The sequence below is a fragment of the Clostridioides sp. LIBA-2809 genome (genome assembly GCF_056688965.1).
In genome coordinates this window covers 2,208,876-2,223,411 of the sequence record NZ_CP197004.1, presented here as the reverse complement: position 1 = coordinate 2,223,411, position 14,536 = coordinate 2,208,876, and the positions used below count along the sequence as shown (strand labels likewise).

General features: G+C 25.7%; 17 protein-coding genes. 12 read left to right on the top strand and 5 right to left on the bottom strand.

Annotated elements, in window-relative coordinates:
* Positions 1-40 precede the first annotated feature (40 nt).
* The 6 genes from ACTG44_RS10715 to ACTG44_RS10690 all read left to right on the top strand — a co-directional run bounded on the left by ACTG44_RS10715 (position 41) and on the right by ACTG44_RS10690 (position 5,144).
* Positions 41-607, top strand: a complete 567-nt coding sequence (locus tag ACTG44_RS10715; protein ID WP_021384867.1) for a hypothetical protein — start codon at positions 41-43, stop codon at positions 605-607.
* 279 nt (positions 608-886) lie between these two features.
* The gene (locus tag ACTG44_RS10710) at positions 887-1,288 is read left to right on the top strand and encodes a hypothetical protein (protein WP_479918988.1); all 402 of its coding nucleotides are present in this window, start codon (positions 887-889) and stop codon (positions 1,286-1,288) included.
* Between the two features lie 611 nt (positions 1,289-1,899).
* Positions 1,900-2,037, top strand: coding sequence for a phage holin family protein (locus tag ACTG44_RS10705; protein ID WP_479920293.1), 138 nt, complete (start codon positions 1,900-1,902; stop codon positions 2,035-2,037).
* An 11-nt stretch (positions 2,038-2,048) separates the two neighbouring features.
* A complete protein-coding gene (locus tag ACTG44_RS10700; protein WP_479918987.1) occupies positions 2,049-2,237 on the top strand; it encodes a hypothetical protein in 189 nt (62 codons plus the stop codon).
* Entirely contained in the window at positions 2,234-2,455 is a 222-nt protein-coding gene (locus ACTG44_RS10695) for an N-acetylmuramoyl-L-alanine amidase (RefSeq protein WP_479920292.1), read from the top strand. The genes ACTG44_RS10700 and ACTG44_RS10695 overlap by 4 nt, the downstream gene beginning before the upstream one ends.
* A gap of 673 nt (positions 2,456-3,128) precedes the next feature.
* A complete protein-coding gene (locus tag ACTG44_RS10690) occupies positions 3,129-5,144 on the top strand; it encodes a cell wall-binding repeat-containing protein (protein ID WP_479920442.1) in 2,016 nt (671 codons plus the stop codon).
* 60 nt (positions 5,145-5,204) lie between these two features.
* On the opposite strand, the gene ACTG44_RS10685 is transcribed toward ACTG44_RS10690, so the two are convergent.
* Positions 5,205-5,522 carry a hypothetical protein gene (locus tag ACTG44_RS10685; RefSeq protein ID WP_479918985.1) on the bottom strand — a complete coding sequence of 106 codons (318 nt, stop codon included), beginning with the start codon at positions 5,520-5,522 and terminating at the stop codon, positions 5,205-5,207.
* A 31-nt stretch (positions 5,523-5,553) separates the two neighbouring features.
* Positions 5,554-6,522, bottom strand: a complete 969-nt coding sequence (locus ACTG44_RS10680; protein WP_479920441.1) for a CPBP family intramembrane glutamic endopeptidase — start codon at positions 6,520-6,522, stop codon at positions 5,554-5,556.
* A 414-nt stretch (positions 6,523-6,936) separates the two neighbouring features.
* Here ACTG44_RS10680 and ACTG44_RS10675 point away from each other — a divergent pair, with 414 nt between their 5' ends.
* The 4 genes from ACTG44_RS10675 to hcp all read left to right on the top strand — a co-directional run bounded on the left by ACTG44_RS10675 (position 6,937) and on the right by hcp (position 11,453).
* Positions 6,937-7,224, top strand: coding sequence for a hypothetical protein (locus tag ACTG44_RS10675; RefSeq protein ID WP_479918983.1), 288 nt, complete (start codon positions 6,937-6,939; stop codon positions 7,222-7,224).
* A gap of 509 nt (positions 7,225-7,733) precedes the next feature.
* Positions 7,734-8,321, top strand: coding sequence for a TetR/AcrR family transcriptional regulator (locus tag ACTG44_RS10670; protein ID WP_479918982.1), 588 nt, complete (start codon positions 7,734-7,736; stop codon positions 8,319-8,321).
* 31 nt (positions 8,322-8,352) lie between these two features.
* On the top strand, positions 8,353-9,144 hold the full coding sequence (locus tag ACTG44_RS10665; RefSeq protein WP_479920440.1) for a class I SAM-dependent methyltransferase: 792 nt from the start codon (positions 8,353-8,355) through the stop codon (positions 9,142-9,144).
* Positions 9,145-9,794: 650 nt separating this feature from the next.
* Complete coding sequence (hcp, locus tag ACTG44_RS10660) at positions 9,795-11,453, top strand: hydroxylamine reductase (RefSeq protein WP_479918981.1); 1,659 nt, start codon at positions 9,795-9,797, stop codon at positions 11,451-11,453.
* Between the two features lie 49 nt (positions 11,454-11,502).
* Here hcp and ACTG44_RS10655 read toward each other — a convergent pair whose 3' ends face one another.
* Both ACTG44_RS10655 and ACTG44_RS10650 read right to left on the bottom strand, forming a co-directional pair.
* A complete protein-coding gene (locus tag ACTG44_RS10655) occupies positions 11,503-11,718 on the bottom strand; it encodes a helix-turn-helix domain-containing protein (RefSeq protein WP_021384856.1) in 216 nt (71 codons plus the stop codon).
* A gap of 10 nt (positions 11,719-11,728) precedes the next feature.
* Positions 11,729-12,196, bottom strand: a complete 468-nt coding sequence (locus ACTG44_RS10650) for a DUF2975 domain-containing protein (protein WP_479918980.1) — start codon at positions 12,194-12,196, stop codon at positions 11,729-11,731.
* Between the two features lie 278 nt (positions 12,197-12,474).
* Here ACTG44_RS10650 and ACTG44_RS10645 point away from each other — a divergent pair, with 278 nt between their 5' ends.
* Positions 12,475-12,630 (top strand): hypothetical protein, encoded by a 156-nt coding sequence (locus ACTG44_RS10645; protein ID WP_479918979.1) that lies wholly within the window; start codon positions 12,475-12,477, stop codon positions 12,628-12,630.
* Positions 12,631-12,835: 205 nt separating this feature from the next.
* Here the strand turns inward: ACTG44_RS10645 and ACTG44_RS10640 are convergent, their stop codons facing one another.
* On the bottom strand, positions 12,836-13,534 hold the full coding sequence (locus tag ACTG44_RS10640) for an alpha/beta hydrolase (RefSeq protein WP_479918978.1): 699 nt from the start codon (positions 13,532-13,534) through the stop codon (positions 12,836-12,838).
* A gap of 256 nt (positions 13,535-13,790) precedes the next feature.
* Between ACTG44_RS10640 and ACTG44_RS10635 the strand changes: the two genes are divergently transcribed.
* Positions 13,791-14,348 (top strand): TetR/AcrR family transcriptional regulator, encoded by a 558-nt coding sequence (locus ACTG44_RS10635; RefSeq protein WP_479918977.1) that lies wholly within the window; start codon positions 13,791-13,793, stop codon positions 14,346-14,348.
* The last annotated feature ends 188 nt before the right edge of the window (positions 14,349-14,536 follow it).

Sequence of the window (14,536 nt, the reverse complement as noted above, 5' to 3'; positions counted from 1 at the left end):
CTATAATAAGATAAAGTAATGTTTTTAAGGAGAAAAAGATATGCTCAATCAGTTTAATGAATTTCTTGGTAACTATATAAATATAATTTCTGTAATTGCATCATTTGCATCAATAGCAGCCTTGATTATATCAATTATAGCTTTTATGGAGTCTAATAAACAAGCCAAATTGATATTAAAATATAGAAGAAATAACGAGAATAATATGGCTGGTGATTATTATGAAAATGGTAATGGATATATTAGACTTGATTCGAATAATATAGATGATAAATCTGATATATATACTAAGATTCATAGTAATAACTTAGTTGATTTTGTAATAGAAAATAAAAGTACAATTGTTGCAAAAAGCCCTATATTAAGTTTGAAATTTATTAATATGGAAGTGGATATTGAAGAAAATAATAACTTTGAACAAATAAATAGTGAGCTCAGATGGCATCCAAAAGATAATACCACAATTCATAAAGGAATAAATTTTAGAATAGAGCAATTTAATTTTAAAAACTGTGTTATGCTTAAAAAAGAAGTTTATATAGAGGTGGTATTATCAGCTGATAATATGAAGACAAAAGAATTTAGAATACCAATAAAAGTATATTAAAGAACACTAGCAAGTGTTCTTTTTTTGTCTAATGGATTGAAGGCAGTAAATGAATAAAAGAGAAGTTGTGTATTTAAATTTAGAAGATATAAAACCTTATGAAAATAACACTTTAAAGATTCAATTAAACTTAAGTAAAATGTTTGTATAAATCTTGTGATATATTTAAAATCTTTTTAGAATAATTATAAATTTATATTGATAAACAACTGTAAGAGTAGACTTGTTTTATAGTATAATAAATTAATATATTATGCAGAAAATTAAGGAGATATACTTATGCAGACCTTAGATGTATACATGAAAAAATTATGTCCACAATATCTAATCAAACATAGTGAAATCGTTGATGAAGTAACTGTTGATGTACGTACACCAACAGAATATGGTAGTATAACTAAATTAGAACATAATATCTCTGTTATTAATGAAAAAGAATATGACTTTTTGCACAGGAATAAGCCTATTGCAGGAATTATTGTTTTATATGGTTTAATAAAAAATCGCAAAAAGATAAAAAATAAACTCCTATCTATTAGTGATAACAATAGTAAAAAGATAATAATTGCTTGTTCTAAAGGTAGGATTCGTAGTCCAGTTGTTTGGATGTATTCTAGATATTTAAAAATAGATTCTAAAGTATTATTGGATGGAATAAATTCTCTAAAAAATAATTCTTAAAAGCGAAAATTTGAGTATTTTGTAATTGTCGAATAGTTTTTGAAGGATATTAATCTTTGAAGTTGAATTTTATACTTTGGAAGAGATTAATATGGATGAAAAGTATTTGAAAGAATATTTATTTTATTATGAGAAATTAAAAGTTAAGAAGAAAAAATAAGAAACTATAATTTAATAATAATAGAAAAAATAAGTATATAAAATAATAGAACTGTAGTAGATTTAAATGCTAAAAATAATATGTTGATATGGTTTTATCCAGCATTGACTTTGTTTATTGCAATAGATAGTTGAAAAGTTCGATTTAATATCAGGTACAATATTAAAATACACATTTATAAATTATAGATGTGTATTTTTTATATAAAAAAATACAATAAGAGGAGATTAAAATAATATGAGTAATTTAAGTGCTTTTTTAGCCCAAAATACGACAAAAATTGACGATGTAAAATATGTAGCAAATGACAGATTCTTAGATGAATAAGGAAAACCAGTCAAGAATGGATAATTTAATAAGTTTTATACCTGAGCAGTTACTAATTTTAGTAGCTGTTCTCTTTATTATGGGTAAAGGATGCAAAAAATATAAATAACTAAATAATAAAGATATTCCAGTAGTCTTATTAGCACTTGGAATAGGTTTTTCAGTATGGACTCTAGGATTAAATCCAACCTCAATCTTACACGTTGTAATTTGTTGGGGGATATCAATAGGTATAAATCAAACTTACAAACAGTTAAAGTAGGAAAATAAATAATGAAAATAGCAATAATAACAGAGCATACGCTAACAGGTAAAGTAACAGGAGCAGTTGGTTATATAGATGAAGGAAAAGAAAATAGAATACTAACTGATTTAATTGTTAGATGGTTGAAACAAGGTGGAGCAACTGTATATACTTATAAGATAAATCGAATAATTATCTATCTGAACAATGTCAAATAACAAATAAACAAGACATAGACTTAGCAGTACAAATTCACTTCAATGTAAATAGTACAACACTAAATTCTATGGGTGCAGAAACAATATACAAAACTAATAATGGCAAAGTGTATGCAAATAGAGTAAATGATAAATTAGCAACAGTATTTAAAAATAGGGATGTAAAATCAGATGTAAGAGGTCTTTACTGGCTTGGTCAAAAGCACCAGCAATTCTAATCGAAGTATGTTTCGTAGACAGCAAAATTGATACAGACTATTATATTAAAAATAAAAATACGGTTGCGAAACTTATAGCAGAGGGTATATTAAATAAGAAAATAGATAATATTGAAGTGAAACAAATGTATAAGCATACAGTAGTTTTTTAAGGAGAAATTGAAAAGGTATTAGCACAAATAGTCAGTTGGAATTATAAAGAGAGTGAATGTTTAGTTTGTGATATAAAAGATTATAAGCCATATCAAACAGAAAATTTATATATTATAGGTGGAGGAGTATGTAATAAGATAAGTTCTATAAATAAAGAAAAATACACTATGATAAAGGGGAATGATAGATTTGATACACTTTACAAAGCGTTAGATTTTATAAACAAATAGATTTAATTGATAGAAATATATTGAAATTAGAAAATATTACATATAACTAAAAGTGGTAGGTTAAACTTATCACCTTTTTTTATATATTTTCATTACCTAAGTTATACCTGTGAATGTGTATTTAAAATACATTCTTAATAATATAAAATTTAATTAAAAATGGACAATTCTTCAATGGATAATTTACTATTATTTATATATTAGAATACATTTTAGAATTATTGCTAAAAATGTAAAAATATGTTAAATTCTATATAAAATTATATTATTGTTAAAGAGGGTAATATCAAATGAAATGGGTTAGTAAAAAAATATTTATTTTAGTATTATCAAGTATAACAATACTGTCTTCAGTTGGAGGAGTAAACGCATTAGAAATTAAAATGAATAGCAATTTAAAAAAACAGATAGAAAAGAGGACTACTATACCCGCTTTAGATACATTGACAATGGTACAAGCTTTTCCAGATGCAAATTTTAGAGCATATCTTTGTGATATTCTATCTATAAAAGATGAAAATGTCCTTATATCTACAGACTCTAAGGATAGAATTGAAGCTATAGATGAATTGGCTGTATATGAAAAATCAATAAAAGATTTATCTGGAGTTAATTATTTCGTTAATTTAAAATGGTTATATTGTAGTAATAATAACTTGGAAATATTAGATGTAAGTAATAATCTAGAACTTGAGACTCTAAGTTGTTATGGAAATAACTTGGAAACATTAGATGTAAGTAATAATCTAAAACTCACAGGTTTAAATTTTGGTGGTAGTAATATTAAAACATTGGATATAAGTAAAAACAAAAAACTTGAAATACTATATTGTTATAATAATAACCTAAAAACATTAGATATAAGTAATAATCCAGAACTTACACATTTAAGTTGTTTTGGTAATGGCTTAAAAATATTAGATGTAAGTAATAATCCAAAACTTAAAGAATTATATTGTGATGATAATGACTTGAAAACATTAGATGTAAGCAATAATCCAAAACTTGAAAACTTATATTGTCGTGATAATAACTTAAAAACATTAGATGTAAGTAATAATCCAGAACTTAAAGATTTAAGATGTGGTGGTAATGACTTGAAAACATTATATGTAAGCAATAATCCAAAACTTGAAAACTTATATTGTTATAGTAATAACTTAAAAATATTAGATGTAAGTAATAATCCAGAACTTAAAGAATTATATTGTTATAGTAATGACTTGAAAACATTAGATGTAAGCAATAATCTAGAACTTACACATTTAAACTGTATTAATAATATGCTTAAAACATTAGATGTAAGTAGGAACAAAAAACTCATATCCCTTTATTGGGAAAAACAGAGAGAACCAAAAGAATCATCTGGAGGAGGTTCTTATACTCCAAAGTCAATAGTAACAAAGAAAGATTCTTTAGTAGGTTCTGATATATATGAGACTTCAATAAAAATAAGTAAAAAAGGCTGGGATAATGCAGATAATGTAGTACTTATAAATAGTTCTAGTATATCCGATGCACTATCAGCTACACCATTTGCAAAAGCTAAAAATGCCCCAATACTGCTTACTCAAAATGATGATTTAAATCAACTAACAGAAAATGAAATAAATAGATTAGGTGCAAAAACTATCTACATAATTGGTGGATTTAATTCTGTAGATGCTAGTATTGAGAAATATTTAAAAGACAAAGGTTTAAATATAATAAGAATATCTGGGAATGATAGATATGATACTTCAATAAAACTAGCAAAAGAATTACATAAAGAAAATAAACTGTCTAAATTAGTTTTAGTAAATGGAGAAAAAGGACTCGCTGATGCAGTAAGTATGGGAGCAGTATCAGCAAAAGAGAAAATGCCAATACTTCTTACTAACGAAAATGATGATATGAAAGCTATAGAAGAATTGATTGATAATAAGGATATATCAAAATCATATGTAGTGGGTGGAGATAGTCTATTTAATAAAGATATTGGAGATAAACTTCCATATGTAATTAAAATAGCTGGAGAAGATAGAGGAGAAACTAACTCAAAAGTAATAGACTATTTTTATGATAATAACATTTTAGATAATTTATATATTGCAAAAAATGGAGAAAATAGAGAAGATGATTTAGTTGACGCTTTATCAGTAGGAGTACTTGCAGGTAAGACAGAATCACCAGTAATATTAGTTGGAGATGGAATAAGTGATACTCAAAAAAGTTTAATAAATAAAAGAGAATTTAGAAATATAATTCAAATTGGTGGAGATGGAAATGAAAAAGCATTTAGTGAAATAGAAAATTTAGTGAAGTAGATAGATTAGAAGGTAGTAACTAGAGTTAGTTGCCACCTTCTTTTTTAATAAATTTAAAGTTTATAGAACAATATACCTTTTTCTAATTAAATAATATAACATTGTTGTTATAATAGTTGCTAATATCATTTTTATTATTGTAATGTCTAATATTCTTGTAAATAAGCCTATTGCTATGTATTCAAAGCTTATTGCGTAGCGATAAAGCACTTCCAGTTTAACAGTTCTTTTTCTATCTATATTTCCATACTTTAATTCTAATTTATCTAAATATTCATCACTACAAAAACCAATTTTATGTTTAATTAAGGCTATTATTGTAGTTAATATTATAATTCCTATTCCAATAAGTATAAGATTGATATTCCCCAAATTCATAGTAGATACCTCCTCTAGCATAATAATTTTTTTATGTATGATGTTTATATTCTTTTGTAAAGAGGAAAGGAAGATAAAATAATGATACAAATATAAGTCTTTCTAAAATAATATAATAGCTAAGTGACATTTCAGAACTATTACAAATAACATCCAAACTATTAATTAAAGCATGAATTATAGAACAAAACCATATATTTTTAGTTTTCAAATAAACATAACCTAAAAATATAGAAAGTCCGATTCCATAAATTAAATGAATTACACTTCCCATTATTGGAGCATCTGGACTATAGAATGTAAATTGTAAAGGTAAATGCCATAAACTCCAACAAACTCCTACAATTATAACACCTATTTTTTTACCAAATTTATCAAAGAAAATACTTTGTAAAAAACATCTCCAGGCATATTCTTCAGACAAAAAAGGATAAATATATATTAGTGATATTATAATAAGGTTAAGATAAAATAAAATACCATTATAATTAAGATTATTTCTACTTATTATTAATCCAAGAATAATTTGAGAAAATATAAAGTAGACAACTAATAAAGTACCTGTTCTTACATTTTTTAGAATATACAGTTCATTTGATTTAAAAGAATGAATAATAAGATATAAACTGCTTATTAAAATTAATATAGAATTCACTAATTGATATTGATTGAGGTTTATTAAGTTAAATGATCTAGCAATAAATAATAAAAAATAACTAAGAAAAAGTAATATTACTAATGAATAAAACTTATACTCATTATTAGTTTTTCCTTCTGAGTAAAATTTTGCAATAGCGACAGAAGATAAAGGCAATATCATCATGAATGATGCAAAGTTTTCTGGGTCAATAAACTTATTGAAATATAATAGTAAACCTAGTAAATAAGTTAAACCAAAAGTTATAGAAAAAAATATTATAATCTGTATTTTCTTTCTTTTTTCCTCGTTTTCAATATATTTTGGATTTAATAAATCAATCCATTTTTCTTGTAACTTCAATAGAAAAACCTCCTTTAAGATATTATTTTCTTTTTTATAATCACCAACTTATATAAGATTTATCTTTCTTAATCAAAGTATATCAGTAAGATAAGTACAAAAAGTATATAAAGTATTACAAATATATATAATAAAAATTAATAATGAGATAATGAATAGCAAAAAAATAATTATTTTGCAGAAATAGATTTAAATTTCTCAAAATTTATACTATAATTTATGTAAATAAGTAGATATCCTTATAAAATTAAAAAATTTGTATCATTTGAAATATCAGTATTGATGATTTTTTAGTATATGTACAAAGATAAAGAGAAGTGTATCAAGTGCCACTCGGACTGATTATGTAGATGTTTTTATAGGAACTAAATTTGGTTTAGCATAAAATACAAATATAGAATTTAGGTGCTTTTTATGAAAAAAATTTTATGGATTTTACATAGCTTTATAGTTATTACGATTAATTTTATATTAAAAGAAAAAAATTATAACTTTATTTTACTGGCAATCTTTTTTATACTACTATTAATTCAAAATGGAGTATTAAAAACAGGTTACCAAAATAGAGCTACCTTTTATCAAGATAATTATTTTAATGAAGAAGATAAAAATGATGAGATAAAACTTATGACTATAAAGAATTTTATATTTTTGTCATTACCATTATGCTTTAATATAATATTTAACTATTTAACTTCTTAAATTGCATTTAGATTTATTTTAGTAATAGATAAATTAAATTTAAATATTAGATAAAAAGGTAGTAACTATTTAATTATAATTACTACCTTTTTTGTTGCGGATAAAAATATTAATAAATTGTGGAAAACTCATACAAAAACTGTGAATAAAATATTTAACTTACATGTATATACAATCTAAAATATAGAATGTTGAAAAATCAATGTTTATAGATGAAAATATAAGATAAATCTTATTCTGTATATGAATAATAATGTTATAATTTTTTAAACAGAGGAAAAGGTAATAAGGCTTTTGTCTTCCTTTTTCTATGCAATAAAACTTAAAGCTAAGTCATTCAATTTTTCACAGGAATTAGGGCTGACAACAATAAGCGTGATTTTTCAAGTTCCAGCGAGAGCCAAAGTACGAAAAGTGAAAAACTCTCTATTGACATAGTTAACTCGATATGCAACAATAGTTATATAACGTATGTAATTAAAAAATTGCCAATAAGGAAGTGAAATTTAATGCCACCTAAAGCAAAAATAACAAAAGAAATGATTTTGAATACTGTATTGGAGATTACAAAGGAAACAGGGTTTGAAACTGTAAATGCTAGGAGTATTGCAAGTAAATTACAATGTTCTACTCGACCTATTTTTACTTGTTATGAAAACATGGATGAATTAAAAAGCGAATTTCTTACTTTTGCATATGAATACTATGAGCAGTATGTTAATAATTATCGTAATTCTGTAAATGTCAGTCAATATTTAATCATTCCTCTTTCATACATTGAATTTGCTCAAGAAGAAACACATTTATTCAAGCTATTATTTATAAATGATATGGATTTGAATATGACAAAGACTAATGATTTTTATAAAGAGATTGACAATGAAAAAAAGGCAATATCTTTTTCAGAAACCGTTGGAATAGAATTAGAACATGCAAAAGTAATATTTTTGGATTTATTCCTTTATACCCACGGCATAGCAGTTTTAACAGCTACGAAAAAATTAATATTAGATAGAAATAGTACTGAAAAAATGGTGAGAAATATACTGTCAGCTTTTATAAGACAAGAAAAACCAGATTGGAATTTATCTATTTAATGTTTATTAACTAATATAGAAGAGGTGCAATATGAAAACAAACCAATACTTAATTGATTTTTACAATAATTATGATGAAGATAGTCGACTGGCATTAAAACATGGATCAGTTGAATTCCTCACTACTATGCATTACATTGAGAAGTATATAAAGCCTGGCAACCACGTGCTTGAAGTCGGTGCTGGAACTGGACGATATTCTCACACACTGGCACGTCAAGGATATGACGTTGACGCGGTGGAGTTAGTAGAGCATAATATAGATATTTTCCATGAAAATACCCAATTAGGTGAAAATATAACCATTACTCAAGGGAATGCCATGGATTTATCTGCTTTCTCTGACAATGAATATGATATTACACTACTGTTAGGTCCGTTATACCATCTTTATAGCATAGAAGATAAACAACAAGCTCTGCGAGAGGCAATTCGTGTAACAAAACAGGGTGGTGTGATTTTTGCTGCATATGTCATATCTGATGGCTGTCTTCTTGACGAAGGATTTAAACGTGGCAATATAGATGTTACTGAATATATTGAACAAGGATTGATTGATTCTCTGACATTTGCTGCCAAGTCCAAACCAAAGGATTTATTTGAACTTGTACGTAAAGAAAATATTGATGATTTGATGTCTGTATTTCCTGTAACCCGATTGCATTACGTCGCGACAGATGGCTGCACCTTATTTATGCGTGAATCAGTAGACGCGATGGACAATGACGCATTTGAATTATATTTGAAATACCATTTTGCTACTTGTGAACGTGAAGATTTATTAGGTATTACAAGCCATGCAATTGATATATTCAGAAAATAAGTATATGGATTTAAATTTACATGCATCATAAAGTATTAATAAAGAAAGGGAATATTTAAGAAAATAGCACAATACGTTTTTACTAAGTTACTTGTATTTATTTAAGATAGTACTATTTTTAGATTTGCTACTATCAAGTATACACTTAAAAACTTTAAATGGTATGAGTACTGTATTAAACTGGACTCATACCATTTTTTACTTGAATACATTCATTATTATAGAAATAAATATAATAATTTGTAAGTTTGACAATTTCATTTAGGCTATTTATATTAATTAAGTAGAGTATCATTACTTTAAGCTACCAAAAAAATATTCAATAAAAAAGAAAAAACTCTTTTAAAATAGTACTTTCTTTTTTATTGAATAGATAAAATTGTAATAACAAAATGAATGAAAATTATAATAATATAGGATAATTTAATTTAAATCTATAGAAAAAAATCTGAAAATTTTCATATAAAAATAATATTTAACAGCTAATTATCATCTGGTCAAATTTTATATTGCTAAAGTTAATATATACTTCCTGAAAACTGTATGTTTTGTAAAAGAATACTTATATAGCTTGGAAGCTTTAATATAATTTTATAATCTATAACATATTTGGATAAACTATGTAATGATATAAAAGGAGGTATAAGCAAATGGAAAATTCTATGTTTTGCTACCAGTGCGAACAAACAGTAGGTGGAAAAGGATGTACCAAGATAGGTGTTTGTGGTAAAACACCAGAAATAGCAGCACTTCAAGATTTATTAATTTATCAGTTAAAAGGAATAAGCTGCTATGCTAAAGCTATTATAGACAATGGAGAAAAAATAGATAAAGAAATAGTTTCTTTTGTAGAAAATAGTCTGTTTACAACTTTAACGAATGTTAATTTTGATGGTGATGTTCATGAAGAGATGCTTAGAAAATCACAAGAGATAAAGCAAAAACTAAGAGAAAAAATTAAAGAACCTATTAAAAGTAATGAATATACTGAATATAATTTAAGTGATACAAGAAGTCAAATGTTAGAAGACGCTAAGAGAGCTGGAATAATGTTTGATGAGAGTTTAAATCCTGACATACGCTCACTTAGAATGACTATACTTTACGGATTAAAAGGTATAAGTGCTTATGGACATCAAGCTAGAGAACTTGGATATTATAATAATCAAGTAGATGAATTTTATTTTAGAGCATTATCAGCAATTACAGATGACGATATTTCTCTAGAAAATTTAATAACATTAACTCTTAAGACTGGAGATATGAGTGTTGCTGTAATGCAAAAACTAGATGAAGCTAATACTACTATTTATAAAAATCCAGAGCCTCATAAGGTAAATGTAAACATAAAAAAAGGTCCATTTATAATAGTATCAGGGCATGATTTAAAAGATTTAGAAATGTTACTTAAACAAACAGAAGGAAAAGGAATAAACATATATACTCATGGAGAAATGATTCCTTGTCATGGATATCCAGAATTAAATAAATACTCTCATTTAGTAGGTAACTTTGGAGGAGCGTGGCAAGACCAGCAAAAAGAGTTTGATTCTATACCAGGATGTATACTAATGACAACAAATTGTTTGATGAAACCTAGAGATTCTTATAAAGATAGAATTTTTACAACTAGTGTTGTTGGATGGGATGGCGTAAAGTATATAGGTAAAAATGAAAATGGAGAAAAAGATTTTAGTGAAATAATAAATAAAGCACTAGAATTAGGTGGATTTAAGGAAAGTGAAGAGCCACACGAAATATTAGTTGGATTTGGACATAATGCGACATTAAGCAATGCACCTGTAATAATAGATGCAGTTAAGACTGGAAAGATAAGACATTTCTTCTTGATTGGAGGATGTGATGGTGCAAGACCTGGTAGAAACTATTATACAGAATTTGCTAAACAAGTTCCTGAAGATTGTATAATTCTAACTCTTGCATGTGGGAAATACAGATTTAATAAGTTGAATTTTGGGGAAGTGGCTGGATTACCTAGACTATTAGATGTTGGTCAATGTAATGATGCTTACTCGGCAGTAAGAATAGCCTTAGCTTTGGCCGATGCGTTTGACACAGATGTGAATAGTCTTCCTCTTTCAATAATATTGTCGTGGTATGAACAAAAAGCAGTAGCAGATTTATTGGCATTACTATCACTGGATATAAAAAATATTTATTTAGGACCAAGCTTACCAGCATTTATAAGTCCAAATGTACTACAGTATTTAGTTGACACATTTAATTTAATACCTATTAGTACTCCTGAAAAGGACTTAGCAACATGTCTAAATGTTCCAGCAAAATAATTAGAATTGTATATTATAATCAAAAAAGAGTGCTTTTAAACACTCTTTTTTAATCGTTTTCATCTTCTACATATTCAAGTATATCTCCTGGCTGACAGTCTAAAGCTTTACAAATTTCATTTAAAGTAGTAAATCTAATGGCTTTTGCTTTGCCAGTTTTTAAGATTGATAAATTAGCATTCGTAATGTCTATTTTTTCAGCTAAATCTTTAAGTGATATTTTTCTTTTTGCCATCATTACATCTAGATTAACTATAATTGCCATAACATCACCTCTATATCGTCAAGTCATTATCTTCTTTTATTTTTATAGCTTTATCAAATGTTTCAGCAATTACAAAACACATTAGCGCAAATATAAAAGAAATAATCATAAGTGGTGAAATACCTCCATTATTGTCTCCAAATATCATTATAGGAGTAGCATTTGAGCCATAACCAATTATACATTCAATTATAGTATTTACTAATAAACAACACCCCATTATTTTAAATCTTTTTACATTTTCAAATATAAAAGGTGAGTATTTAGTACTATTAATTATAAATATTAAGAATAAAATAACTATAAAGTAGTCAGAAAAATATAGTATTCTTGCAATTAAGGTAATTAATTTGTCATAACTAAAATCATATAAAAACATAGGTATCATACACAAGAATATTATACCAGCAACACCTAAAATTGATAATATAAAATATAGAAATACTGATAAAATATTGCTAAAAAATCTTGTAATCATAAAATATTCTCTCCTTAACATAGATTATATTATTGATTATAATACATAATTTATTGTTTTTCAATAATAAATTATTGATATAACATATAAAAGTATTATAATATATATTAAAAATAACACTATATAAGGTAGTAGGTTTATATGAAAAAGAATATAAGTTTTAAAATACTAAATAATATTGTATTGATTAGAATAATTTTGATTTTATTATCACTTATTTTAGTGCTATTAGTACTAACACCATATTTTAAAAGTGGCGTGGCATTACAGATACGAATATGCCAACCGTCATATCAGTAGCTATATATATGTGTGCTATCCAATATGTTGTATCATTGTCTATATTAAAAAAATTATGTAAATTAGTAGCAATCAATAAACCATTTTCAAAAGAAATACCTAAAGACTTAAAAAATATCTGTATGTGCATTTAGTGAAATTTTTATATTTAATTTTGTAGTGTTAATATTATTGCTATGTTAATTAATTATTAGTGATTGCTTACGATTTTGTATATCTTCAAAGTTTTTAAATAATAATTAATTTATTGTCTATCTAATTATCTTAACAACCTAAAAATAAAATTAATTAAATAGACGTTGATAAATAATTTAATCATGATAATAATACTGTTATTTTTTATTTAAATAAAGCAACTATCCATTCATCTAAAGCATTTAATTCTTCTGGAGTGTTAAACCAGTGTTTGCTATTTTCCATAATAGTCAAACTGCAATTAAATTTTTGAGTAAATTTCTCTACAACACTGATTTCAGTAAGTTCATCATACTTACCATATAATATTTTTGTTGGTACATTCCATTGAGTAATAGGGTGTTGCTTTGCATATAACAGATATTCCCATGAAAGAGTATATCCAAATGAAGTTGGAATAATTAGTTCATGTTTAAGTTGTTCTTCTGATACATTTGCCCAATTCATCATATTGGAAATGAGTTGTTGCATATCGAGAATTGGAGATACAAAAATACATTCCTCTAATTTCTCATTTTTAAAACTTAACATGCTAAACCATGCTCCAATGCTATTTGCATATAGTGAAACTTGGTTCCAATGGTATTTTGCATATTCCATAATACTCGATAACTCTGGAATAACATGCCAGGGGTCAAATGCATCATTTTCTTTTTTACGTTCTCCATGTTCAGGTAAATCTATACTTAAAACCTGATATTTATGATGAACAGCAATATTGGCAAAAGCTTCAGCTTCTTCTTTACGACCAGATTGTCCATGTATGTAAATATATAATTTACTTGAAGGATTTCCCCAAAGGATTGAAGGAATTCCATGAATTTGAAAATGTTTTTTTTCCATAAAAATCTCCTCTCAGTTTGATACATTAGTTATTTTTATTTAATCAAACTATAATTTGTATTGTAAAAATACAACCTAAGACAATACTAATTATATTAGGTTAAATACTAATTTAATTAGTATTATATTAAAACATAATTAAATTGTCAATGTTTTATGAGAGTATAAAGTATTTTATAAGTTTCGATTATTGACGAAACTAATTAGATTAGCTAAACTAATAAAGTAATTAATTTTAAATGAAAGAGGGACAATTATGCGTGTTAATAGAGAAATAGTTGTACAAACTGCATCAGATATAGCTGATAAAAATGGGCTTAACAAGGTTTCTTTAAAAGTTGTTGCAGAAAATATAGGTATACGTACACCATCTTTATACAATCATATAGAAAGTCTAGATGACTTATTGCTTGAAATAGCTCATAAGGGAATGAGAGAAATGAATAATCAGATGATAAAGGCAGCTATTGGCAATTTTGGAGATACAGCTATAAAATGTATAAGTATTGCATATTTTAATTTTATAATTACTCATCCTGGTGTTTATGAAACTATTCAATGGGCCACTTGGCATGGAAATAATGAAACATTAGAAATCTTTGATGAATATAAATCTTTATTAGAAAAACTTATTCTTTCTTGTAATCTAAAAATAAAGAAAACAGATGAAGTATTAAATTTAATAATGAGTGTACTTCATGGTTATTCGACTTTACAGCTTGGAAAAGCACTTACGAGTCAAGAAGAAGCCATAAAAGGTTTAATTGATTCTATTGATACTGTGCTATCAGGTATTCACAAAAAATATGATTAAGTAGGGAAGTCTTAGAACGATATGGTAATATAATAAATGTTTGATGTTATATATTTATTGGCAGATTATAAAGAAGTAATAATAAAATATTTCTACTGTCTATATATAAAATTATTAGTTTAATAGTTAATTTGACATATTAAAAGGATATAAAAAAATAAATTAGTGCTCTCTAGTAGTAAGATTTT